This window comes from Odoribacter sp. Z80 (genome assembly GCF_009935865.1).
Taxonomy (GTDB): Bacteria; Bacteroidota; Bacteroidia; order Bacteroidales; family Marinifilaceae; genus Odoribacter.
Genome location: NZ_QWEL01000005.1, coordinates 37,912 through 61,750, shown reverse-complemented (window position 1 = coordinate 61,750; position 23,839 = coordinate 37,912). Strand labels below are relative to the sequence as shown.

Annotated in this window: 20 protein-coding genes and 1 tRNA gene; 14 read left to right on the top strand and 7 right to left on the bottom strand. The window is 43.0% G+C overall.

All coding sequences use genetic code 11. The annotated features are described in order from the left end of the window. Positions 1–69: 69 nt before the first annotated feature. The 3 genes from ruvB to D1136_RS06360 all read right to left on the bottom strand — a co-directional run bounded on the left by ruvB (position 70) and on the right by D1136_RS06360 (position 3,071). Positions 70–1,098, bottom strand: coding sequence for a Holliday junction branch migration DNA helicase RuvB (gene ruvB, locus D1136_RS06370; protein ID WP_161876793.1), 1,029 nt, complete (start codon positions 1,096–1,098; stop codon positions 70–72). A 109-nt stretch (positions 1,099–1,207) separates the two neighbouring features. Further along, positions 1,208–2,185: a DUF4435 domain-containing protein gene (locus tag D1136_RS06365; protein WP_202623079.1), complete on the bottom strand. Its 978-nt coding sequence runs from the start codon at positions 2,183–2,185 to the stop codon at positions 1,208–1,210. Between the two features lie 43 nt (positions 2,186–2,228). Then, positions 2,229–3,071, bottom strand: coding sequence for an AAA family ATPase (locus D1136_RS06360; protein ID WP_237567008.1), 843 nt, complete (start codon positions 3,069–3,071; stop codon positions 2,229–2,231). Between the two features lie 136 nt (positions 3,072–3,207). Here D1136_RS06360 and D1136_RS06355 point away from each other — a divergent pair, with 136 nt between their 5' ends. The 3 genes from D1136_RS06355 (at position 3,208) to D1136_RS06345 (ending at position 6,246) form a co-directional block, all read left to right on the top strand. Continuing rightward, positions 3,208–3,576, top strand: a complete 369-nt coding sequence (locus D1136_RS06355; protein WP_161876792.1) for a DMT family protein — start codon at positions 3,208–3,210, stop codon at positions 3,574–3,576. A gap of 117 nt (positions 3,577–3,693) precedes the next feature. Then, complete coding sequence (locus tag D1136_RS06350) at positions 3,694–5,502, top strand: TrkH family potassium uptake protein (RefSeq protein ID WP_161876791.1); 1,809 nt, start codon at positions 3,694–3,696, stop codon at positions 5,500–5,502. A 72-nt stretch (positions 5,503–5,574) separates the two neighbouring features. Continuing rightward, positions 5,575–6,246: a TrkA family potassium uptake protein gene (locus D1136_RS06345; protein WP_161876790.1), complete on the top strand. Its 672-nt coding sequence runs from the start codon at positions 5,575–5,577 to the stop codon at positions 6,244–6,246. A 55-nt stretch (positions 6,247–6,301) separates the two neighbouring features. Here the strand turns inward: D1136_RS06345 and pgk are convergent, their stop codons facing one another. Beyond that, on the bottom strand, positions 6,302–7,561 hold the full coding sequence (gene pgk / locus D1136_RS06340; protein WP_161876789.1) for a phosphoglycerate kinase: 1,260 nt from the start codon (positions 7,559–7,561) through the stop codon (positions 6,302–6,304). A 232-nt stretch (positions 7,562–7,793) separates the two neighbouring features. On the opposite strand from pgk, the gene D1136_RS06335 reads away from it, so the two are divergent. Beyond that, a complete protein-coding gene (locus D1136_RS06335; RefSeq protein WP_255491929.1) occupies positions 7,794–8,240 on the top strand; it encodes a nucleoside deaminase in 447 nt (148 codons plus the stop codon). Between the two features lies 1 nt (position 8,241). Here D1136_RS06335 and D1136_RS06330 read toward each other — a convergent pair whose 3' ends face one another. Genes D1136_RS06330 through aroB form a run of 3 tightly spaced genes read right to left on the bottom strand, consistent with a single transcriptional unit; the run spans position 8,242 to position 12,129 of the window. Then, positions 8,242–9,837 carry an aspartate:alanine exchanger family transporter gene (locus tag D1136_RS06330; protein WP_161876880.1) on the bottom strand — a complete coding sequence of 532 codons (1,596 nt, stop codon included), beginning with the start codon at positions 9,835–9,837 and terminating at the stop codon, positions 8,242–8,244. Positions 9,838–9,860: 23 nt separating this feature from the next. Next, a complete protein-coding gene (locus D1136_RS06325) occupies positions 9,861–11,087 on the bottom strand; it encodes a 3-phosphoshikimate 1-carboxyvinyltransferase (protein WP_161876787.1) in 1,227 nt (408 codons plus the stop codon). Between the two features lie 7 nt (positions 11,088–11,094). Then, positions 11,095–12,129, bottom strand: a complete 1,035-nt coding sequence (aroB, locus tag D1136_RS06320) for a 3-dehydroquinate synthase (RefSeq protein ID WP_161876786.1) — start codon at positions 12,127–12,129, stop codon at positions 11,095–11,097. Between the two features lie 340 nt (positions 12,130–12,469). Here aroB and dprA point away from each other — a divergent pair, with 340 nt between their 5' ends. From dprA to D1136_RS06270, 10 genes are all read left to right on the top strand, one after another. Further along, entirely contained in the window at positions 12,470–13,588 is a 1,119-nt protein-coding gene (dprA, locus tag D1136_RS06315) for a DNA-processing protein DprA (RefSeq protein ID WP_161876785.1), read from the top strand. Between the two features lie 162 nt (positions 13,589–13,750). Then, positions 13,751–15,085: an NADP-specific glutamate dehydrogenase gene (gene gdhA, locus D1136_RS06310; RefSeq protein WP_161876784.1), complete on the top strand. Its 1,335-nt coding sequence runs from the start codon at positions 13,751–13,753 to the stop codon at positions 15,083–15,085. A gap of 107 nt (positions 15,086–15,192) precedes the next feature. After that, positions 15,193–15,960 carry a TatD family hydrolase gene (locus D1136_RS06305; protein WP_161876783.1) on the top strand — a complete coding sequence of 256 codons (768 nt, stop codon included), beginning with the start codon at positions 15,193–15,195 and terminating at the stop codon, positions 15,958–15,960. Positions 15,961–16,009: 49 nt separating this feature from the next. Continuing rightward, positions 16,010–17,053, top strand: coding sequence for an asparaginase (locus tag D1136_RS06300; protein ID WP_161876782.1), 1,044 nt, complete (start codon positions 16,010–16,012; stop codon positions 17,051–17,053). A 127-nt stretch (positions 17,054–17,180) separates the two neighbouring features. Then, on the top strand, positions 17,181–17,975 hold the full coding sequence (locus D1136_RS06295) for a MotA/TolQ/ExbB proton channel family protein (protein ID WP_161876781.1): 795 nt from the start codon (positions 17,181–17,183) through the stop codon (positions 17,973–17,975). 42 nt (positions 17,976–18,017) lie between these two features. Next, positions 18,018–18,422, top strand: a complete 405-nt coding sequence (locus D1136_RS06290) for a hypothetical protein (RefSeq protein ID WP_237567007.1) — start codon at positions 18,018–18,020, stop codon at positions 18,420–18,422. A 38-nt stretch (positions 18,423–18,460) separates the two neighbouring features. Next, complete coding sequence (locus tag D1136_RS06285; RefSeq protein WP_161876779.1) at positions 18,461–19,033, top strand: biopolymer transporter ExbD; 573 nt, start codon at positions 18,461–18,463, stop codon at positions 19,031–19,033. Further along, positions 19,033–19,500, top strand: coding sequence for a biopolymer transporter ExbD (locus tag D1136_RS06280; RefSeq protein ID WP_161876778.1), 468 nt, complete (start codon positions 19,033–19,035; stop codon positions 19,498–19,500). Before D1136_RS06285 ends, D1136_RS06280 begins: the two co-directional genes overlap by 1 nt. A 62-nt stretch (positions 19,501–19,562) precedes the next feature. Further along, positions 19,563–19,637: transfer RNA gene (locus D1136_RS06275), tRNA-Arg, on the top strand. A gap of 160 nt (positions 19,638–19,797) precedes the next feature. Then, positions 19,798–23,817 (top strand): glycoside hydrolase family 2 TIM barrel-domain containing protein, encoded by a 4,020-nt coding sequence (locus tag D1136_RS06270; protein WP_161876777.1) that lies wholly within the window; start codon positions 19,798–19,800, stop codon positions 23,815–23,817. Positions 23,818–23,839: the final 22 nt, after the last annotated feature.

The window sequence follows — 23,839 nt, the reverse complement described above, 5'->3', positions numbered from 1 at the left end:
AAAAAATGCCACTTCTAAAACAAACGTTAAAAACTGAGATTCTTTTGCAGTTCTGAGAAAAGGTCCCTTCTAAAAAAGCGTCATCTGTTCCCCGTTTGTTTCCCGCCGGTTCTTTCCAAGGTGTTTATAAGCGAGGTCGGTCACCTCACGGCCTCTGGGAGTACGTTTAATAAATCCCTCTTTAATCAGGAAAGGTTCATAAACTTCTTCTAAAGTTCCGGCATCTTCCCCCACCGCAGTAGCTATAGTTGTCAGTCCGACCGGACCTCCCTTAAATTTCTCGATAATGGTCAGGAGAATCTTATTATCCATTTCATCCAGGCCATATTTGTCAATATTCAATGCCTCCAATGCATAACGGGTAATTTCATGGTCTATGTTTCCATTCCCTTTCACCATGGCAAAATCCCGTACCCGTCGCAACAATGCATTGGCAATACGAGGCGTTCCGCGGCTGCGGGAAGCAATTTCTTTGGCCGCCTGGCTGGTAATTCCAATGTTCAATATGCAGGCCGAACGATGAATAATGCCGGCCAGAATATCCATATCATAATATTCCAAATGGCAGTTAATCCCGAACCGGGCCCGTAAAGGAGCAGTCAAAAGGCCGCTTCGGGTTGTCGCTCCGATCAAAGTAAAAGGATTGATTTGTATCTGCACCGAACGAGCGGCAGGCCCCTTATCAATCATAATATCTATCCGGTAATCTTCCATTGCCGAATAGAGATATTCCTCCACCACAGGACTTAAACGATGGATCTCATCAATAAACAAAACGTCATTCTCTTCCAGATTGGTCAATAAACCCGCCAAATCACCCGGTTTATCCAGAACCGGTCCGGAGGTGATTTTTATACCTACGCCCAATTCATTTGCTATGATAGCCGACAAGGTCGTTTTTCCCAGTCCCGGCGGACCGTGTAAAATCACATGGTCTAAAGACTCCCCGCGCATTTTGGCCGCCCGCACAAAAATCTCCAGGTTTTCTACAATTTTCTTCTGTCCCTGAAAATCTCCGAAATTCAAAGGCCTCAATGCCCGCTCAAACTCTTTTTCCGTTTCTTTTAAAGTGTTATCCCTGATATCAAATTCGCTCATAACCGATAAGTTGCAACATAGCTGTACCCATGCTATTCCCGTCCAAAAGTAGAAAAACAAAACTTTAACTCAAAGTGCTAAAGTAGAAAGGCACAAATTTTACAGTAAATTAATTCTCTCCTAAAAGCTGCCTTATATCTTCCTCTATTTTTCGAATCGGAAGATAAGCCCCGTATTTTATATTCTGTTTCAACTGCTCTTCCAGGCTATAACGATAGCGGTACAATTCATTCAACATCTCACGGGTAGCCACCCGGTTTCTTTTTTCCCGCCTCAACACAGCTTTACATACCTCTTTACAAATCAACAAAATCAAATTGTAAAGGTTATGCCCCCGTACAAAAAGATAAACATTATCGGAAGTCAGTCCCAATTGCAGGTATTTCTGCCTCACAACCTCCAGGTTAGCATGAGGGTATTTTCTCCCGAAGAATTTCAATTTCCGTTCCACACGAACCCTCAGTTCGTCCAAAGCACGGCCACCATTATCATACACCAGGGGATAAGAACGGGAAGTTGTCAGATTAAGATAATGGTCAAACTCGAACTGACTGAAACGAATGGGATCTGCATTCTGAAAATACAAATGCCAGATAAAAAGCTCATAAAGGATATTCGAAAATTCCGTCAAAAAACGATTGAAATCAAAAACCGTATTTTTCAAACGGGTCACCCGGCAACAGACATCATCCAACCCATCAGCAAAACAATGATGATTTTCAAAAGAATAAGTATAAGTCTGAATCACAAAATGCTTTACATCTATATGTCTTTCTCTTAACAAATACCGGTAGTCACTGTCAATACAAATAAAAAAATCCGGACTGAGATAAGGGAAATACTTCAAACACTGAGTGACCCCATAGGTTTCATTTCCATATTCATTCCGGGAACCGGCGATAAAATGAAACTTATCTCCCGGACGAAAATGTTTGAGCACAGCACTCCAGAAGGCTATATCATCTTTATTCTCAACATGTACAGCAGCCCTGCAACGAAACATTTTCGCATCCAAAGCAAATCTTTTGGCAGCATTTGCAAAATGTGCCCCGCGTCCATTATTTTCTCTGTCTCCGCACACAAACATAGAAAACCACTAAATACAATACCACTCTAACACCTGAACCGCTTTAACTCCTACCCTTTACCAAATCTTCCACAAACACCAATTTGTCACCCCAACCATCACCAAACAGACTGGGAGAATGGGTGGAGGTAATAATCTGGCAATTGGGATTCAAACGACGAATTTCTTCGAATAACTTATATTGCCACTCAATATGCAAAGAAATCTCCGGCTCATCCATCAAAAGGATGTAGGGTTGTTCTTCCATCAAAAATACCTTCATCAGGATAAGCAACAATTGTTTTTCACCGGAAGAAAGCTTATACAAAGGAATCTCCTCGCCCTCATCTATAAAAATCAGATGATTGGTATGGGGGTCTATCCGTATATTTTTTCCGGTTTTGGCAAAAAGCCGGTCTACGGTCTCAAACAAAGTCCTGATACGTAAATTAATATTCTCCGCCTTCTCCGGGAAATTAGTGGCTTTCAGCCGGTAATCCGAAAACGAAGGATTAGGACCACCAATATCGTACACAATGGTATGTAACTCATTGTATAACTGACTGTATTCTTTCCCCGCTTTTGAACGGTCCCGGAAGGGAACATCAAAGGTGCTGATTTTCTGGTATTTCACTTGTTGCAAATTCCTTTTTAAATCAGCTATATTCATTTTCGGATGATAATCCACAATACCATCGTCCATATGGATTTCCACTTCTACACCATACCCTTTCAACCGCTTCAAATCAGCCATAAAAACGGCATCAATGATATTAAACAAAGTAGTTTTCCCACTCCCGTTAATACCTATCAGGATATTCACATCCGGTTTGAGATTTTCCCAGAAAAAATCATACTTCCGCCACAAATTCCGGATTTCAATGCTATGTATCGTATTAGACATCATTCAAAACACTTTTAGTCACCTTTGAACAAAGATAGAAAAGTAAAAATGAAAAACAAACGGAAAATCAGAATAACAAAATCAGAAAAAATATAATTTTGCCGCGCTATTATTCACTCTCAGACCAACTTTTAATTCTATGAAAGGATTTTATACCATACTTTTGCTGATTTGCTCCAACATTTTTATGACTTTCGCTTGGTACGGCCACTTAAAATTGCAAGAAGCCAAAGTCAGTACCCACTGGCCCCTTATCGGTATCATCCTGTTTTCATGGTGTATTGCTTTCTTCGAATATTGCGCCCAGGTCCCGGCAAACCGTCTGGGCTTCGAAGGCAACGGCGGACCGTTCAGTCTGATGCAGTTAAAAATCATTCAGGAAGTGATTACTTTAATCATTTTTATGGCTTTTTCTCTCACCTTTTTTAAAGGAGTAACCTTCCAGTGGAATCATTTTGCCGCCTGCGCCTGCCTCGTTATGGCCGTATATTTTGTATTCCTGAAATAACATCCCGTCTCCGGGATTTCCATTCAAACCATATCGGCCTGTTTTATTTTTCATAAAACAGGCATTAACTTTTTTGGGCCACTTCCGTTCATCTTTCAGATAAGCTGTTTCACCTATATGCTTTCAACTGAATACAGATATAAACTCCATCTGATTGGCCGCATCACCCGAAACCTCCTGCGTAAGGTGGTCGTTTTGTTGTTTGTATTGGCATCCCTGACGACACTGGGATTACTGGCTTATGAATACGGCTATGCCGTCCCGGACACCAGTAAAACCCACATCACATACGGCTACAATCTGATGATGTACATATTTCTCTCAGGCAGCCTGGTTAATATCCTTTTAAACCTGAAAGACATCTGGCACGAAAAAGGGTTTTGGATAGAAATGATTGTCTTATTTCTATTATTATTTGTCATCATCACCCAGTCCCCTCTCCATTTCCCTTCAGAAGAATGGTTACAACGCATAGACCCTATTTTAATGCGTATCTTATTGCTTTTCATCAGTATCATTCAATTGTCCAAAGCCATTGTAAGCACTTTACAGAGGCATATCCGCCCGGAACTCATGTTTACCTACAGTTTCCTCTTCATCATATTCACCGGGGCCGCTTTATTAATGCTGCCCAAAGCCCACTCCCACCCTCTCAGTTTTACAGATGCCCTGTTCACTGCCACCAGTGCCGTATGTATCACGGGATTAACAACAGTCGACACGGCAACCACCTATACGTTGACCGGACAGATCATCATTCTTTTATTAATCCAAATCGGAGGAGTCGGGGTAATGACTTTTACCAGTTTTATAGCCATGTCCTTTTTTACCCAAACCTCTTTTACGGACCAGATGGCATTGAAAAATATTTTAAGCGAGGAGTCCATGAACAACATCTTCAAGACACTCATGTATACTTTCTTTACAACCATTTTTATTGAAGCAGTAGGCTCCTGGATACTATGGTGGGAAGTTCACGACTTTCCTCGGGAAAAAATTGAGAACCCCACGTTTTTCGCCATATTTCATTCCGTATCGGCTTTTTGCAATGCGGGTTTTTCTACCCTCCCGGAGAATCTGAACAACCCCGTTACACGCTCGCTTTACGGATTCCAATGTTGGATTGCCGTTTTGATTATCCTGGGCGGAATAGGATTTCCCATAGTGTTTAACTATGGCAAACTGTTCAACCATAAAATAAGAAATCTTATCTACCGTTTACAAGGTTCCTCGCAAAGAATGCCTTCCCACGTACGCATTGTAAATACAACCACCCGCATCGTTATAACAGCTACCCTCTTTTTAGTAATCGGAGGTACTGTTTTATTCTTTATTTTTGAGCACAACCACCTGCTCAAAGAGTTGCCCTGGAAGGGCAAACTGGCTGTTTCATTTCTGGGAGCCGTTACTCCCCGGACGGCCGGTTTTAACAACGTGAGCATGAATCTGCTCTCCACTCCAACAATCGTCCTAACCATGCTGCTTATGTGGATTGGCGCTTCTCCTTTATCCACCGGAGGAGGCATAAAGACCACCACTTTTACGATTGTCGTGAAAAACATTTTCAGTACACTCCGGGGAAAAGAGAACATAGAAATCTTTAAAAGACAACTACCCAAAGAAAATGTAAAACGAGCCCATGCAATAGTTTTTTTATCCATTCTTTGGATCAGTATCAACACCCTCCTCATCACCATTGTAGTACCCGGCAGCCAGCCTACCCAAGCCCTGTTTGAAATGATTTCCGCCCTCAGTACAGTCGGACTCAGCCTGAATTTCACACCCCAATTGACTTTGCCAGGAAAAATCATTATCATTCTGACCATGTTTGTCGGCCGGGTCGGTCTGTTTACTTTACTGACAGGAATTTTCCGTCAGCAGAAATCACAACATTATACCTATGCCGAAGATAATGTCATCCTATGAAATAAAGCCGGAAAAAAACTTACCGCAATGATTTTCGTATGACCGGAATAAAAACCTTGAAACCAGGTAGCTATGAAATGCATCATCATCGGTCTCGGAAATTTCGGCATGGCGTTGGCACAACGCCTGACGGCAATGGGCTATGAGGTTATCGGAGTAGATAAAAATATGGATAAAGTAAATGCTTACAAAGACAGCATTAAAAACACAATCTGCTTAGATTTAAACAACGAGCAGGCAGTCCGCAATCTTCCATTAAAAGAAGCAGACCTCAATATTGTAACCCTCGGCAAAGATGCCGGGGCATCCATACTGACGATAGCCATCCTGAAACAAAACGGAGCCAAAAGAATCATTGCCCGGGCCATTTCCGCTCTTCATAAAACCGTACTGGAAGCCATGGGCATTATGGAAATCATCCAACTGGAAAAAGAATATGCCGACTATTTTGCCACTAAAACAGACATCACTACTTTAATCTATTCCTATGAAATTACTCCGGATTATTTCATTTATGAAATGAAATTGCCTGCATTTTTCTCGGGACGTAAACTTACCGACATTCAATTAGAAAAAGATTTTTCCCTGAAGTTAATAGCAATCAAACACTATATTCACGACGAAGAAAAGGGATATTTACAAATGGAGTTACTGGAAACGCCACCCGATGATTTCATTGTACAACCGAATGATATATTCATTCTTTTCGGAAAACGAAACCGGTTCAGACTCCTCCAGCGTTAATGCAAAGCGTCTGCCTCCCAGGAGACAGACGCTTTCAATTCCGCAAAAGACAGGCTTATTCTCCGCGAATAGCAGAAATACCAGGCAGGTCCTTTCCTTCGATATACTCCAGAAGAGCACCGCCACCAGTGGAAACATAGCTTACTTTGTCGGCCAGGCCAAACTGATTGATAGCAGCCACAGAATCACCTCCGCCAATCAATGAGAAGGCTCCTTTTTCTGTTGCTTTTACAATAGCATCTGCAACAGCCTTCGTTCCCTCCGCAAATTTCGGCATCTCAAATACGCCGACCGGGCCATTCCAAAGAATGGTTTTTGATTCTTCAATCACTTGAGCAAAACGCTCCCGCGTTTCCGGGCCGATATCCAATCCTTCCCAACCATCAGGAATTTCCATCGGATCGCAAATCTGTACGTTGGCATCATTACTGAAAGCATCCGCCACGACAGCCTGATTGGAAAGCACCAGATTCACCCCTTTTTCTTTGGCAATCCGCATAATGTCTAAAGCCAGATCCAATTTGTCTGTTTCGCAGATAGAGCTACCCACATGACCTCCCAACGCCGCTTTGAAAGTATAAGTCATACCACCTCCCAGAATGAGGTTATCCACCTTATCCATCAGGTTCATGATAATATCAATTTTGGAAGACACTTTCGAACCTCCCATGATAGCAGTAAACGGACGTTTCGGATTTTTCATTACACTATCGACTGCCTTAAGTTCACCTTCCATCACATAGCCGAACATTTTATCATTCGGAAAATATTTAGCAATCAAAGCTGTGGAAGCATGTGCCCGGTGAGCAGTACCAAAAGCATCATTGATCCAGCAATCTCCCAAAGAAGCCAGGTCGGCAACAAACTTTTTCTGAGATTCTTTTACAGCAGCTTTAGCAGCTTTTTTCTCTTCCTCCGAAGCATCCTCGGCCAATCCACGGGGCTTCCCTTCCTCTTCTGCATAGAAGCGCAGGTTTTCCAATACCAGAACCTCCCCCGGTTTCAATTCGGAAGCCTGTTTTTTAGCACTTTCACCCACACAATCATCAGCAAATTTCACCGGTTGTCCCAACAATTCTTCCAAATGTTTCAGAATATGTTTCAAAGAAAACTTTGCATCAGGACCTTTCGGACGTCCCAAGTGCGACATCAGAATAACAGCACCGCCGCCAGCCAATACTTTTTTAATGGTAGGAATAGCAGCCCGCATCCGGGTATCATCGGTTATTTCAAATTTATCATTCAAAGGCACATTAAAATCTACACGGATTAACGCTTTTTTGCCTTGAAAATTATAAGTATCAATAGTCTGCATAAAAATATGATTAATGATTAATAAACGACCAAATCATCCTTTTTGGAGATGTTAAAATTAAGAATAAAATCCCTGTTACCAAAATATTTCAATCATCATTCACTCCGAATTGTCCTCAAACGTTATCATAAAACAGCATGACAAACGAAGGAAAAGAAACCGACCGCAGAAAATTGTGCAAAAAGTTTTTAGTTTTGCAAAAAATTACAGCCACATTTAATTATCAGACTCATTGGATAGCGCAACCCACGAAAAATATATGCGGCAAGCACTGGCAGAAGCCCGCAAAGCAGCCGAAGAAGGAGAAATTCCGGTAGGGGCAATAGTGGTATGCCAGGGTAAAATCATTGCCCGCGCCCACAACGAAACTGAAAAACTAAATGATGTCACGGCCCATGCAGAAATGCTCGCCACCACCATGGCATCAGCCTATTTAGGGGGAAAATACCTGAACGAATGCAGTCTATATGTCACAATGGAGCCCTGTACCATGTGTGCAGGGGCATTGGCCTGGGCACAACTCGGAGAATTAATCATCGGGGCACCCGACCCTCACCGGGGCTATTCCCGTTTAACCCCTTCCGTGCTTCACCCCCGCACAAAATTGACAACCGAAGTCCTCGCAGAAGAATGCAGCAAAATAGTAAAAGATTTCTTTAAAGTCCGAAGAAAGGTTTAATTTACAGGAACGCCGCTATCAATTGAATAAAAATAATCAAAAAGACCATAGCTATCGGATAGACCGTAGCATAAGCAACGCTGGGAATATCTAAGCCGGTCATCGAATCAGCAGCAGCCAGTCCAGGCGTACTGGTCATTCCGCCGGTAATGGTTCCCATCAAATCAAAAATACTGATTTTACAAATAAAATAACCTATCAGCACGGCCATAATCATAGGTACCAACGTAATAGCAAAACCGACACCGAAAAGCATCCAGCCACTCTCCTGAAAAGTGGCTACCAGATTTGTCCCGGCAGAAGTTCCGACTTCAGCCAGAAACAATAACAATCCCAACTGGCGCAACAATTGGTTGGCCGAACCGGACATCGACCAGATAATCGGGCCGGTTTTTCCTAAAGCACTCAATATCAAAGCCACAATCAACACTCCCCCGGTCAACCCCGGAGAAAAATGAAAACTATCGGAAAAAGAAATATTGATTTTCCCAAAAATCACTCCCAGAACAATCCCCATGGCGATCGGAAAAAAATCAGTATCAGAAAGCCGTTTTTCATCATTTCCCACCAATTTGGACAATTCCGTCAAACTATCCTTGTGCCCGACTACTGTCAGTTTATCCCCGAACTTCAAAACCAAATCAGGAGTCGGGGAAAGATCAATACCACTCCGTCTGACACGCGTTACCGTCGAATGAAAATTTCCCTGCAGATTGAGATTTCCCAAACTTTTTCCGATTAACTCCTTATTGGTGATCAAAAGAAGACGTAACTCATACGACTGAGCCAAAGGCAAATCTTCCGTTATCCTCTCCCCCAACAAAAGCCCCAGCTGCTCCAAAGCCAACTCATTTCCCACAGCTTTCACCAAATCGTCTTTATGCAAAATACTCTGCGGAGAGGGAAGTTCCGTATTTTCTCCGTGCCGAATACGGGACACGACCGCTCCCGTCATTGTCCGGATCTGCAATTGAATCAACGATTTTCCTACTACTCCCAGATTGGTTATACGGAAAGTAGCCGTTTGCAAGGAAGGGTATTTTTCTTTCTGCATACGCTCCAGGCGTTTTTCTTCCACCTTCAAATCAATCCCCAACATCTTCGGCAACAATTTCACAAATAAAATGACCCCTATTACTCCAAAAGGATAGGCAATACCATAAGAAATAGAAGCGGAAGACGACTGTGTAGCATCTATGGCAGCAGCCAATCCCGGCGTACTGGTTAAAGCACCGGCTATTAAGCCCACAATCTCATCGGTCCGTATGTTCAGCATATATTTCAGAAACACCCCCGTTAAGGAAGCGGAGCCAACAATCAACAAAGTAATGAGAATCAAAACTTTTCCTTTCGATTTAAAAGAACCGAAAAAACCGGGACCAGATTGGATGCCGATAGTAAAAATAAACAACACCAAACCGAAATTACCCAATTCTTTCGGAATGATAACACCAAAATGCCCGAATAACAAAGCAATAAAAATTACCGCAGAAACATCCAGAGATATTCCTTTAAAATTTATCTTCCCCAGGATAAACCCCAAAGCGACAATCAGAAAAAGAGCAAAATAAGAGGATTGTAAAAGACTTTCAAACATAGCAATAATCATTTCAGACCGAATCAGCATTTCAAATTCACGCCGGCACATTTATGTAATTCTTCCCAATAGCCGGGAAAAGATTTTGTCACCACCTCTTTATCTGCAATGACCATATCCGGATATTTCAAAGCAGCCGGAGCAAAAGCCATCGCCATACGGTGGTCGTGATAAGTCTGAATCTCCACCCGCAAATCCGCCTCACACTTTGCTCCTTCCCACAACAAACAGTTATTTCCTTCCGCTTTCAATACAAAACCCAACCGGCGCAACTCATCCGTCAAGGCCCGGATTCGGTCGGTTTCTTTAATCCGTAAAGTTTCTATTCCACGAAAAGCGAACGGTATATCCATCATACAACAAGCAACGGCAAAAGACTGTACCAAATCAGGCATTTCCACAAAATTATATTCCAGACAAGAAGCCGGCGCTCCCCCTTTAGTCAGGACAACTCCTCCTTCCTCAAAAGAAGTATTTACCCCCAACTTTTCCCACACCTCCACCTGGCGGGAATCCCCCTGTCTGCTTTGCCGGCTCAATCCTTCCATCCGAATTCTGCCGTTGTCTGCAATAGCCAGCAATTCATAGAAATAAGAAGCAGCGCTCCAATCGGCCTCCACCCGGTAGGGAACAGGAGTATACGCTCCCGGAGCGATTCGGATTTCAGCTCCCCGACGTATCACGTCAACTCCAAACTCCTGCATAATCCCGGCAGTCATATCAATATACGTACCGGAGACCACTTTCCCCGTAAGGTAAAGCGTCAATCCTTTCTCCATATAGGGAGCAATCATCATCAAGGCCGAAATATATTGGCTGCTTACAGAAGCGGGTATCTCCAGGGCCCCTCCCACAAGACGGGAACCATAAATCCGCAACGGAGGGAAACCAGGCTGCTCCGCATATTCTATGCGGGCCCCCAATTGATTTAAAGCCTCTACCAATACACCGATAGGCCGTTGCTTCATCCTCTCCGAGCCTGTCAATTCCCACCGACCCATAATTTTCGACAGATAGGCCGTCAGAAAACGCATAGCAGTACCTGCATGCCCTATATCGAAACTGTTTTCTTCCGACTGCAACACACGGAGCATACTCTTCGTATCATCGCAATCAGACAAATTTCCCACCGGCAAACTACTATCAGCCAACGCATTGATAATCAACACCCGGTTAGAAATACTCTTTGAAGCCGGCAAATTTACCCGCCCATATATGTTCTCTTTTCTCAGATTCAGGGAGATGTTCATTCCAGCCTCAGGTTAATTGTTCCAATGCTTCAAAGATTTCCTCTTTCGTGCAATATTGGTCAATTTCTATCTCTCCGAAATGGCGCAATAAAGTAAAATTAACACCATTCCTTTCGTTCTTCTTATCATGCAACATCAGTTCATATAGTTCTTCTCCCGCTCCTACGGAATGATAAACCGGATAATTTTCCCGGATAAAATGCTTCACACACTCAAAATGGTTCCCGGAAAATCCCAATTTGCGCACAGAAAGGAAAAGCTCCGCAATCATACCGTAAGCAACAGCATCCCCATGATAAATCTGCAGACCTTTCCGGATAGCCATGCTCTCAATGGCATGCCCGATTGTATGTCCGAAATTTAAAGCTTTTCTCAATCCCTTTTCCCGGGGGTCACTTTCAACAACCGCAGCTTTTACAGCAACCGATTTCCGGATCAAATCCAAAAAACTGCTCTCTTCTGTTTTTTTCAAATCGGCTTGCATTACTTCCGCCAGGTGTTCTTCGTCAGCCAACAAGGCATGTTTCAACATTTCCGCAAAACCGGACAATATCTGTCTTTGAGGCAAGGAAGACAAAAACGAATTATCTATAATGACACATTCCGGTATGGAAAAAGTGCCGATTTCATTTTTCAACCCATTAAAATTAATGCCGGTTTTTCCCCCCACCGAAGCATCTACCTGAGCCAACAAAGTAGTCGGGACATTTACACACCGGATTCCTCTTTTAAAACAAGAAGCAGCAAAACCTCCGATATCTGTAATTACTCCTCCTCCAACATTTACCAAAACGGAATTACGTCTGGCCCCCTGCTCCGATAGCACTTGCCAAATATAAGAAACACTTTCCAATGATTTGTTATGTTCCCCTTCGGCTATGGTTATAATATGTTCCACAGGAACGGCTCCTAAATTCAGACTGTTCAGACAATAATTACGGCTATTATTATCCACTAAAACAAACACATCGGAACATTGCACTTCTTTCAGCTCATTCCTTATGGCAACAGCACTTTCCCGGGTAAAAACAATATGATTCATAATCGGAAATTTTTACAAAAATACGAAGTAATCGCTAAAACTCCAATTCTTCGGAAAATCCCCTTTAACCAAATTATAATAAAAGTATTTTATATATGCTCACCCTGCATGCCGGCATTCTTTTGTCATGTTATCCGGTCCTTCAGCTCCAATCCATTCCCCTTGCATCAAACGTTCAAACGTTATACTGCCGGAAGCAAGCCCGGAATGGTTTTCACCGAAGAAAGGAAAAAAATAATCATGGGTTAATTGTAAAGATGTATATAAATACCAAAATAAAAATTGCCTGTCCGGATTAAATATTGTAAATTTGTTTATATCCACCTTCAACACTGATTTTATGAAAACCGAGAGTTCTGCACAGGCATTCATCGCAACAAGCTTCATCCCCCGGCTGAACAGCAACTTGTGCCTCCCGTTGGTGGAAAAATGCGGAGGCATTGAAGGCTTTTTTGAAGAAAGCGACAAAGCTTTATCTTCTTTATATAAAACACTCCATATTTCTGCCAACCTATTCGACCGCAAAACTGCTTTGACCAAAGCAAAAAAAGAAATGGCAGAAATAGAAAAGCACGACATCCGGATTTGCTCCATAGAACACCATCATTATCCTGAATTACTGAAACAATGTGAAGATGCTCCCTTGGTATTTTATTACAAAGGAAAGTTCACCTCCCCGGACTCCAATAAATATCTGGCTATCGTAGGAACACGCCACGCTTCTTCCCGTTGCCAGACACGCGTAGAAAATCTCATAGCTGAATTATGTGCCCTGAACTTCCGGCCGGTTATCGTCAGTGGGTTAGCTTATGGCATTGACGCATCAGCCCACAGAGCAAGCCTGAAACACGGACTACCCACTTTTGCGGTACTGGGACACGGATTACATATGATTTATCCGGCTTCCCACAAAAATCTCGCTGAAAACATCCTGAACTCCGGAGGGGCTTTACTCAGTGAATTTCCCTGTACAGCTCCCATACACCCGGTGAATTTCCTGCGCCGTAACCGGATTATTGCCGGTCTTTGCCATGCCACCCTGATTGCGGAATCAGCCCAAAAAGGAGGGGCCATGTCGACCGCCCGTCTCGCCCTGTCCTATAACCGGGAAGTCATGGCCTTGCCGGGCCGCCCAGAAGATCCCTATTCTTCCGGCTGCAATCTTTTGATAAAAGAAAACACTGCCGCTCTAATAGATAATGCCACCGACATTGCCCGCATCCTGAATTTCCCTATCTCCCGGGAACATCCCCAACAAATTCATTTAGAATTCTTTGATACCTCAGAAAAAGAAACCATTCTGCTGGCCGTATTAAAAGAACACGGAGACACCCACATTGACGAACTGCATCAATGCATGTCCATTCCCCCGGGAGAACTCTCTGCTCTTTTATTACAACTGGAACTGGAAGGAAAAATTTTAGCCCTGCCGGGAAAAAAATACGCCCTGGCAAATTGATAACAGATTTTTAGCAAGCCAGTTTTTTCACTAACAATCTGAAAGCAAAACACAAACTTATTTAATGAAAAAATAAGGCTAAAAAATTTTGGGATAATAAATAATTAAATAATTTTGGGATTCGAAAACGTTTGAAGAAACTCATACTAAAAAACGATATCAATGAGACCAGAAATTAAAGAATTCATGGATGCCTTAAAGGCAAAAACAGTTGGTGAAGCAGAATTCCACCAGGCTGTAGAAGAAGTTATTGAAACTGTATGGGATACCTATCAGGCTAATCCGAAATATAAAGCCAATAAAATATTGGAAAAAATGGTAGAGCCGGAAAGAGTTATCATGTTCAGGGTTCCTTGGATTGATGATAAAGGAGAAGTTCAAATCAACAGGGGTTACCGGGTACAGTTCAACAGTGCTATCGGACCGTACAAAGGAGGTCTGCGCTTCCATCCGTCCGTTACTTTAGGCGGTTTAAAATTCTTAGGATTTGAACAAACTTTTAAAAACTCCCTGACAACCTTACCTATGGGTGGAGGTAAAGGAGGTTCTGATTTCAATCCGAAAGGAAAATCTGACAACGAAGTTATGCGGTTCTGCCAGAGTTTCATGACTGAACTGTGCAAACACATCGGTCCGGACACAGACGTACCTGCCGGTGACATCGGTGTCGGCGGTCGTGAAATCGGTTATCTGTTCGGACAATACAAAAGAATCCGCAATGAGTTCGTAGGAGTACTGACCGGAAAGAACAGAGAATTCGGTGGTTCACGCGTACGTCCGGAAGCTACCGGTTACGGAACGGTCTATTTTGCACAACACATGCTGAAAGAAAAAGGTCAGGACATCAAAGGTAAAACCGTTGCCATCTCCGGATTCGGTAATGTTGCCTGGGGTGCTGCACAGAAACTCGTTCAGCTGGGAGCTAAATTGGTAACTATTTCAGGTCCGGACGGATATATCTATGACGAAAAAGGCATCACCCAGGAAGGTGTGAACTACATGTTGGAATTGCGTGCCAGCAACAATGATGTAGTTGAACCGTATGCCAAGAAATTCGGTGCCAAATTCTTCGCTAAGAAAAAACCGTGGGAAGTAAAATGCGACATCGCATTCCCGTGTGCTATCCAGAACGAATTGAACGAAGACGATGCAAAACAATTGGTTGCCAACGGTTGCCAGATGGTAGTAGAAACATCCAATATGGGATGTACAGCAGAAGCTGTTCGCTACCTGAACTCTCACATCACTTTCGCTCCGGGTAAGGCTGCCAATGCCGGCGGTGTTGCCGTATCGGGTCTGGAAATGAGCCAGAACTCCATGCGTTACAGCTGGACTGCAGAAGAAGTTGACCAAAAACTGTCCCAAATCATGAAAGACATCCATGATACCTGCGTTAAATTCGGTAAGGATGGCGACAAGATTGACTACGTAAAAGGAGCCAACATCGGCGGCTTCATCAAGGTTGCAGAAGCTATGTGTGCCCAAGGACACGTATAACTCAAACACTGCAATAAAATCAAAACAGGCGTGTAATCCACACGCCTGTTTTTTTATTCCCATTATTTATTATTTTCGCGTAGTTGAACACAACCAAATTTCCATTCATGTTTATTGATACACACTCCCATATTTATGAAGAAGAATTTCGGGAAGACCGAAAGGAAGTTGTAGAGCGAGCAAAAGCCGCCAATCTGAAATACATTATCCTGCCGGATATTGACAGCGCATCCCGCGAAAGGATGTTGAACCTGGAAGCCGAGTATCCCGAAATGATGCTCCCGCTTGCCGGTTTGCATCCGACATCCGTCAATGAAAATTTCAAACAGGAACTTGCCCTGGTAGAAAAACAGGTAGGCACTCACCGTTACTACGGGATAGGAGAATGCGGCATCGACCTGTATTGGGATAAAACCTGGTACCACGAACAAATCAAAGTTTTTGAACACCAGTTAGGTATAGCACAAGATTTGAATTGCCCGGTAATCATCCATTCCCGCGATTCCCTGGACCTGGTTCTTGATATTTTAAAGAAACATCCCTACAGCCGAGGCATCCTCCACTGTTTTCCGGGAAATGCAGAACAAGCACGCAAAGCCATTGATATGGGATATTTACTGGGCATAGGAGGAGTCGTCACTTTCAAAAAAAGCCAAATGGCAGATACCCTCCGGGAAATAGGCCCGGATTCCATTGTCCTGGAAACGGATTCTCCCTATCTGGCGCCGGAACCTTTTCGGGGGAAGCGCAATGAAAGCAGCTACATTCCATACATAGCCCGGAAAATCGCAGAAATCACCCAAACAGAAACAAAAAAAATAGAGGAAATCACATTTCAAAATGCAATGAATTTATTTAATTTGCATACTGAGTAAATCTTAAATACAACACACGAGTATATTCAAACCTTATAAATAAAAACAGATGTCAACGAAATCTGTACTCATCATATATACAGGCGGAACCATTGGTATGGTGAACGATCCGGCAACCGGAGCTTTATGTCCTTTCAACTTTGAGCAAATTGCAAAAGCAGTACCGGAAATCAAAGAATTCGGTTTCAATATAGACAGTTACACTTTGCCGGAAATCATTGACTCCTCGGATTTACAACCCTCCATCTGGGCAGATTTGTGCCGCATCATTCTTGAACGATATGACCAATATGACGGTTTTGTGATTCTTCACGGAACCGACACGATGGCTTATTCAGCTTCAGCCCTCAGTTTCATGCTGAGCAACCTGACCAAACCTGTGGTATTCACCGGTTCCCAATTACCCATCGGAACCATTCGTACAGACGGACGGGAGAACTTGATTGCCGCCCTGGAAATTGCCGCAGCAACTTTAGAAGGCAAAGCCATTGTTCCGGAAGTATGCATTCTATTTGGAGCAAAATTATTCCGTGGCAATCGCACCACCAAAATCAACGCCGAAAGTTTTGATGCTTTTCAAGCATTCAATTATCCGCCCTTAGCAGAAATCGGGATTCACATCCACTATAATTACGGTGCTATTGACTACTCCCCGAAAGCAGGACCGGTTACCGCATATACCCAGATGGATACGCACATTGCCATCCTGCAACTCTTTCCAGGCATTCGTCCGGAATTAATTGATTCGGTCATTGGTACTCCGGGCCTCAAAGGACTCATCCTGGAAACTTACGGTTCAGGAAACGCCCCGACAGACCGGACCTTTTTATCAAAAATCAAGCATGCCACAGACCAAGGTATTCTCATTTATAATGTCACCCAATGTCAGGGAGGTACGGTAGAAATGGGCAGGTACGAAACCAGCAGGGAATTATTAAATTACGGAGTATCAAGCGGCTTCGATATTACTATCGAAGCAGCACTTTGTAAAATGATGCACTTATTGGGAAATTATTCAGACCCTAACGAAATAAAAAAATACTTAAATTCATCCATAAAAGGAGAAATAACTGTAAATCGTATTGGCTTTTAACATTTTTTTTGTAACTTGCCGCGTCTTTTGGAGTGTTCTGCTTATAGCAAAGGTTTGCAAACAGAACGATTCAGAGTTGAGAGTTAAATTTTAATTATTTATAAACTAAAAATCAGTTAAAGCGATCATGAGAAAATTATTTGCACTAATAGCAGTTTTTGGAATGCTTACTATTGGAGCATCAAAACTAATGGCTCAGGAAGAAGAAGCTGCAGCACCTGCAGAACAAACGGAGCAAACCGAACAACTTACTGCTTCCATGGAAGAAGAGGACATCGAGAGTACTTCGTTACATGCAGCCATCAAACAAAAATTCATCGAGGGTGGTGCCGGATTTATGGCAGCCGTTGTATTGTGTTTGATTTTCGGTTTGGCTATTGCTATTGAAAGGGTTATCTATCTGAACCTTTCAGACACCAATACAAAAAAATTCATCGCAGGCTTTGAAGATGCATTGAACAACAGCGGCCTGGAAGCAGCAAAAGAATATTGCCGTAATACCCGCGGACCGATAGCCAGCATTTTCTATCAAGGTTTGGAACGATATGACCAAGGTATGGACATGGTTGAAAAATCAGTTGTATCTTACGGTTCCGTACAAATGGGTTTGATGGAAAAAGGGTTGACCTGGATCGGTTTGTTCATCGCTTTGGCTCCGATGTTAGGGTTTATGGGTACTGTAATCGGTATGATCGGTGCATTCGATAACATCCAGGCAGCAGGAGATATGAGTCCGGCATTGGTAGCAGGAGGTATTAAAGTAGCTTTGATTACAACCGTAGGTGGTTTGATCGTTGCTATGATTCTTCAGATTTTCTATAACTACTGTACTGCAAAAATTGAAGGTATCGTAAATAACATGGAAGATGCATCTGTAAGCATGTTGGATATCCTGATTAAATACGAACAAAAAAACAAATAAAAAATGAATAGCAAGAAGATTCTCAATATTGTAACCGTTGTAATGTTGGTAATCACGGTCGTATTGTTGGGATTATTCATGTTTGGCGGCAACATCCCCAATCAAGTATATCCGACACCGGTCTATACCGCATTATTCCTTAACTGGGCTTACATACTGCTGGGCATCGCAACTTTAGCAGCTGCTATTTTCCCGATTATCCGCTTATTTACTCGTCCGAAAGAAGCCTTGAAAAGCTTTGTCGGCTTGCTGGTAATCTTAGTGGTTGTTCTGGTTGCATACGCGTTGGCAGACGGCACTCCGATGAAACTGATCGGTTATACGGGTACTGATAACGTACCTTCCATGCTGATCTTTTCAGATACGATCTTATATACCATGTATATCCTATTTGGTGGGGCAATCCTTGCCATCGTGGGATCGGAAATTTACAGACGAGTTATGTAATAATCCTATTCCAGGAGGAATAGTAAAAAAAGAGAAATATGCCAAAGAAAACACCGGAAATTAATGCGAGTTCTACCGCCGATATTGCGTTCCTGTTGCTTGCATTCTTTCTTGCAACAACAACCATGAACGTTGATTCCGGTTTGTACCGGCGGCTTCCGCCTTATCAGCCGGATAATACCGAAGCACCCAAATATGCAAAGCGGAATATCCTGCAGATATTAGTAAACCGGGATAACCAGATATCCATTAACGGAGATATAGCAGATGTTTCTACTCTGAAGGACAGAACCATTGAATTCATTCTGAATCCAAATAACAGTGAAGAATTGCCTCAGAAAGAAATCAAAACGATTGAACTTTTCGGTCCGGTAGAGGTATCAAAAGGGATTGTTTCATTAAAAAGTGACAAAGGCACATCTTACGAGATGTATATCGCTGTTCAAGACCAATTGACAGCCGCCTATAATGAACTGAGAAACATGAAATCCAACGAAAAATGGGGAAAGAACTTCGATCAACTGACTCTGGAACAACAAGATGCAGTGAAATTAGTTATCCCCATGCAGATTTCTGAAGCTGAACCTACAAACATTGGAGGAAAGAAATAATGGCAAAATTTAAAAAAGACGGTAAAAAAGAGACACCTGCTATTTCTACGGCTTCTCTACCCGATATTGTGTTTATGTTGCTGTTCTTCTTCATGGTAGCAACGACCATGCGGGAAGTTTCACTTATGGTAAGCAATGCAATGCCTCAGGCTACGCAAACGGTAAAACTGGAAAAGAAATCTTTGGTCAGCAACATCTACATCGGAAAACCGACAGATGCCTATCAAGGAGCTTACGGAACAGAACCCCGTATTCAGTTAAATGATCGCTTTGCCACTTTGCAGGAATTAGGAGCTTTCATTGCTGCTGAACGTGAAGCCAGAAAAGAAGAGGATAGAAACAGCATTACAAACAACCTGAAGGTAGACAGAAATGTAACAATGGGTATTGTTACCGATATCAAACAGGAGTTACGTAAAGCAAACTCTTTGAGAGTAAATTACGGTAGCGTTAAAAAAGCAAAGTAATTTAAAAAATAAAGGGGACTTTTGTCCCCTTTTTCTTTTTTTATTATCTTTGCACTGCATTTGGTTCCGTAGTTCAATGGATAGAATGAAGGATTCCGGTTCCTTTGATTGGGGTTCGAGTCCCCACGGGATCACCAAGACAAAACGCTAAATAAATGACAAATCATTTATTTAGCGTTTGTTTTTTGCTGTCATTTTTAAGAAATGATTTGGCAAAACGGGAGATTTTAGCGAATATTGTATTTCTAACGTGTGCCGGAAATAAAAAGAATATTTATCATCATAAAAAAGAAAATCATGCGTAAAATCACATTAGGATTGATTCTGTGTCATTTAGCTTTACAAAGTTTTGCAGACCACCCTCCACTCGAAGGCTATAGCTATGCCTCTGTACATGCTCCTTCCGGTAAGGAATGGGAATCGCCCGAAAATTTAGCTCTGAATAAAGAACAACCGCGAGCTTATTTCTTTTCCTTCCAGGATGTTGAAAGCGCCCGGAAAGTACTGCCTGAAAACAGTAAATACTGGCAATCCTTAAATGGAGACTGGAAATTCAATTGGGCTCCCGACCCGGAATCCCGTCCTAAAGATTTCTATAAACCGGAATATAATGTTTCTACCTGGGAATGTATACCTGTACCTTCCAACTGGAACATCTACGGCATTCAAAAAGACGGTAGCCTGAAGTATGGAGTACCCATCTATGTGAATCAGCCTGTCATCTTCATGCATCGTGTAAAAGTAGACGACTGGCGGGGTGGAGTCATGCGGACTCCTCCAACCCAGTGGACCACCTATAAACACCGGAATGAAGTAGGTTCTTACCGTCGTGAATTTGACATTCCGTCCAACTGGGAAGGGCGCGAAATCTTTATCAGTTTTGAAGGGGTAGACTCTTTCTTCTACCTGTGGATCAACGGCAAATATGTGGGATTCTCCAAAAATTCGAGAAATCTGGCAAACTTTGACATTACTCCCTACCTGCAAAAAGGCAAAAATACAGTAGCAGTCGAAGTATACCGCAGCTCTGACGGTTCCTTTCTGGAAGCTCAGGATATGTTCCGGTTGCCCGGAATTTTCCGGACAGTGGCACTCTACTCGACTCCCAAGGTCCAGATCCGTGACCTGACAGCCATTCCCGACCTGGATGCCAACTACACCGACGGTTCTTTAAACATTAGTGCCGACGTCCGGAATTTCGGGAAAAAAACCGCTAAAGGATATAAAATAATATACAGCCTTTATGCCAACAAATTATATTCGGATGAAAACGTACCGGTAGCGAATGCGACTGCAACAGCAACCGTAAAACCGATTGCTACCCGTGAGACTGAAGAGGCGGACAAAGCTGTACTACATGTAAAAGCACCTGCCCAATGGACTTCCGAAACGCCCCATCGCTATACATTGGTGGCACAACTAAAAGATGCCAGAGGCCGGACAGTAGAAACCGTTTCAACCATTGTCGGTTTCCGGAAAGTAGAAATCAAAGACACACCGGCTTCTGAGGATGAATTCGGCTTGGCGGGACGCTATTATTACGTAAATGGTAAAACGGTAAAATTAAAAGGTGTCAATCGTCACGAATCCAATCCTGCTGTAGGACACGCCATTACCCGGAAAATCATGGAAGATGAAATCATGTTAATGAAACGGGCTAATATCAATCACGTGCGTAATTCCCACTATCCGGATGATCCTTACTGGTACTATCTGTGCAATAAATATGGTATCTACTTAGAAGATGAAGCCAATATTGAATCCCATGAATATTATTACGGCACAGCCTCTCTTTCTCATCCGGTGGAATGGAAAAACGCCCACATAGCCCGTGTCATGGAAATGGTACGGTGTCACATCAATCATCCTTCCATTGTAATCTGGTCTTTAGGAAATGAGGCCGGACCAGGTAAAAACTTTGTAGCAGCATACAATGAGCTGAAAAAATCAGATTTATCCCGTCCGGTACAATACGAACGCAATAATGACATTGTAGATATGGGTTCCAACCAATATCCGTCTATCGGCTGGATACGTGGAGCTGTAAAAGGCAATTACAACATTAAATACCCTTTCCATATTTCGGAATATGCCCATTCTATGGGAAATGCAGTCGGCAACCTCATTGATTACTGGGAAGCCATTGAATCGACTAATTTCTTCTGCGGAGGTGCTATTTGGGACTGGGTAGATCAATCCATGTACAATTATGACCCCGAAACAGGAGAACGCTATCTGGCTTACGGAGGAGATTTCGGTGATACTCCGAATGACGGTCAGTTTGTTATGAACGGAATTGTATTCGGTGATTTGGAAGCCAAACCCCAATATTATGAGGTAAAAAAAGTATACCAGCACATCGGTATCAATGCCATCGACAGTCTGAAAGGCACCTTTGAAATCTTCAATAAATACTATTTTAAAGACCTTTCCGACTATGATGTAAAATGGTATTTATATGAAAACGGGGAAGAGATTGAATCCGGAAATCTGGTGACAGGTCCAGTTCCGGCCCGTACCAAAAAACAAGTAACTGTCCCCTATGATTTTAACCAATTGAAAGAGAGTTCCGAATATTTCGTCAAACTCCAATTCACATTAAAAGAAAAGATGCCATGGGGAAATAAGGGCTTTGTTACGGCTGAAGAACAATACCGGGTGAAAGAAGCCACCCATCGTCCACATATCCGGAGTATTGCCCATAGTAGCGAAAAACTTCAATCCGCTTTAAAAGACAATATTCAGACCATTAAAGGAGAAAATTTTGAAGTAAAATTCAATCTGGATAACGGAACCATCCACACCCTCACTTACAACGGGAATATTGTCATCACGCCGGGTAACGGCCCGAAACTGGACGCTTTCAGGGCTTTCACCAACAACGACAACTGGTTTTACTCACAGTGGTTTGAACGCGGTCTGCACAACCTGCAGCACAAAGCAACCAACAGTAAAGTCATTTCCAAAGCCGACGGGACCATCGTATTAGCATTTACCGTTGAATCCCAAGCGCCCCATGCAGCTAAAATTCATGGCGGCACCAGTACAGGCAAAAACAAAATCGAGGAATTAGAAGACAAAGCCTTCGGACCAGATGACTTCAAATTTATCACGAATCAGATCTGGACAGTCTATCCGGACGGTTCCATAGAATTACAATCCGGCATTACTTCCAATCAGCCCAATCTGGTATTGCCCCGTCTGGGTTACGTAATGAGCATTCCGAAAGAATTTACACATTTCACCTATTACGGCCGGGGACCTGTTGGCAATTATCCGGACCGGAAAACCGGACAGTTCATTGAATACCATCAAAGCACCGTAACGGATGAGTTTGTCAATTTCCCGAAACCGCAGGACATGGCCAATCATGAAGATGTACGCTGGTGTGCATTGACTAATCCCGCCGGCGAAGGAGCCGTATTTATTGCCACAGAACGTTTATCCGTATCGGCTCTTCCTTATTCGGCCCTGGATCTGATAAAAGCGTCACACCCTTACCAACTACCGGAAGCAGGAGATACCTATTTACATTTGGATGCTGCCGTAACTGGCTTGGGCGGTAACAGCTGCGGACAGGGTGGTCCGCTTGAACCCGACCGTGTATTTGCTAAGCAGAGAAATACCGGTTTTATCATCCGGCCTGCCCGCAAAAATTTAACTGAAGTTGCCAATGTCGCCCCTTCCGGTGATATTCCACTGTCTGTTTCCCGTAACCGGGCCGGTGTAGTTGAGATTTCTTCTTCCAAAGCAAATGCAGCAATCTATTACACCTTAGGCAAGGGGAAAGCCCAATTATACACCCAACCGATTTCCCTCCGCAACGGAGGCAAAATTACAGCCTGGTTTAAAGAAACCCCGGACCTCAAAGTGGAAATGACTTTCGATAAAATCGAAAGCATCCAAACCGTAGTCATTTATGCCAGCAGCCAGGAATCCGGCGAGGGCGATGCTTCCCATCTGACAGACGGCGACCCCAACACCATTTGGCACACCATGTACTCAGTTACTGTTGCCAAGCACCCCCATTGGATAGATTTAGACGCCGGAGAAGTAAAACATATCAAAGGCTTCACCTATCTGCCCCGTCAAAATGGCGCTAACGGAAACATCAAAGACTATAGTATTCAGGTGAGCATGGACGGAAAAAACTGGGGTACCCCCATACACAAAGGAACTTTTGAAAACAACCTGAAAGAAAAACGAGTAGAATTCAACAAAGCGGTGAAAGCCCGTTATATCCGCTTCACTGCTTTGAGTGAACAGAACGGTCAGGATTTTGCATCAGGAGCAGAAATTACCGTCTTGGCAGAATAAAAACCGCCCGTTTGAAAAGAAA

What these genes read in the sequence shown, in the direction of transcription:
- D1136_RS06295 (WP_161876781.1), top strand. Translation starts at nt 17,181, where the DNA reads ATGAGAAAATTATTTGCACTAATAGCAGTTTTTGGAATGCTTACTATT.
- D1136_RS06325 (WP_161876787.1), bottom strand. Translation starts at nt 11,087, where the DNA reads ATGAACATCTCCCTGAATCTGAGAAAAGAGAACATATATGGGCGGGTA.
- D1136_RS06345 (WP_161876790.1), top strand. Translation starts at nt 5,575, where the DNA reads ATGAAATGCATCATCATCGGTCTCGGAAATTTCGGCATGGCGTTGGCA.
- D1136_RS06285 (WP_161876779.1), top strand. Translation starts at nt 18,461, where the DNA reads ATGCCAAAGAAAACACCGGAAATTAATGCGAGTTCTACCGCCGATATT.
- gdhA (WP_161876784.1), top strand. Translation starts at nt 13,751, where the DNA reads ATGAGACCAGAAATTAAAGAATTCATGGATGCCTTAAAGGCAAAAACA.
- D1136_RS06330 (WP_161876880.1), bottom strand. Translation starts at nt 9,837, where the DNA reads ATGTTTGAAAGTCTTTTACAATCCTCTTATTTTGCTCTTTTTCTGATT.
- D1136_RS06350 (WP_161876791.1), top strand. Translation starts at nt 3,694, where the DNA reads ATGCTTTCAACTGAATACAGATATAAACTCCATCTGATTGGCCGCATC.
- dprA (WP_161876785.1), top strand. Translation starts at nt 12,470, where the DNA reads ATGAAAACCGAGAGTTCTGCACAGGCATTCATCGCAACAAGCTTCATC.
- ruvB (WP_161876793.1), bottom strand. Translation starts at nt 1,098, where the DNA reads ATGAGCGAATTTGATATCAGGGATAACACTTTAAAAGAAACGGAAAAA.
- D1136_RS06365 (WP_202623079.1), bottom strand. Translation starts at nt 2,185, where the DNA reads ATGTTTGTGTGCGGAGACAGAGAAAATAATGGACGCGGGGCACATTTT.
- pgk (WP_161876789.1), bottom strand. Translation starts at nt 7,561, where the DNA reads ATGCAGACTATTGATACTTATAATTTTCAAGGCAAAAAAGCGTTAATC.
- D1136_RS06355 (WP_161876792.1), top strand. Translation starts at nt 3,208, where the DNA reads ATGAAAGGATTTTATACCATACTTTTGCTGATTTGCTCCAACATTTTT.
- D1136_RS06270 (WP_161876777.1), top strand. Translation starts at nt 19,798, where the DNA reads ATGCGTAAAATCACATTAGGATTGATTCTGTGTCATTTAGCTTTACAA.
- D1136_RS06300 (WP_161876782.1), top strand. Translation starts at nt 16,010, where the DNA reads ATGTCAACGAAATCTGTACTCATCATATATACAGGCGGAACCATTGGT.
- D1136_RS06290 (WP_237567007.1), top strand. Translation starts at nt 18,018, where the DNA reads ATGTTGGTAATCACGGTCGTATTGTTGGGATTATTCATGTTTGGCGGC.
- D1136_RS06280 (WP_161876778.1), top strand. Translation starts at nt 19,033, where the DNA reads ATGGCAAAATTTAAAAAAGACGGTAAAAAAGAGACACCTGCTATTTCT.
- D1136_RS06305 (WP_161876783.1), top strand. Translation starts at nt 15,193, where the DNA reads ATGTTTATTGATACACACTCCCATATTTATGAAGAAGAATTTCGGGAA.
- aroB (WP_161876786.1), bottom strand. Translation starts at nt 12,129, where the DNA reads ATGAATCATATTGTTTTTACCCGGGAAAGTGCTGTTGCCATAAGGAAT.
- D1136_RS06360 (WP_237567008.1), bottom strand. Translation starts at nt 3,071, where the DNA reads ATGATGTCTAATACGATACATAGCATTGAAATCCGGAATTTGTGGCGG.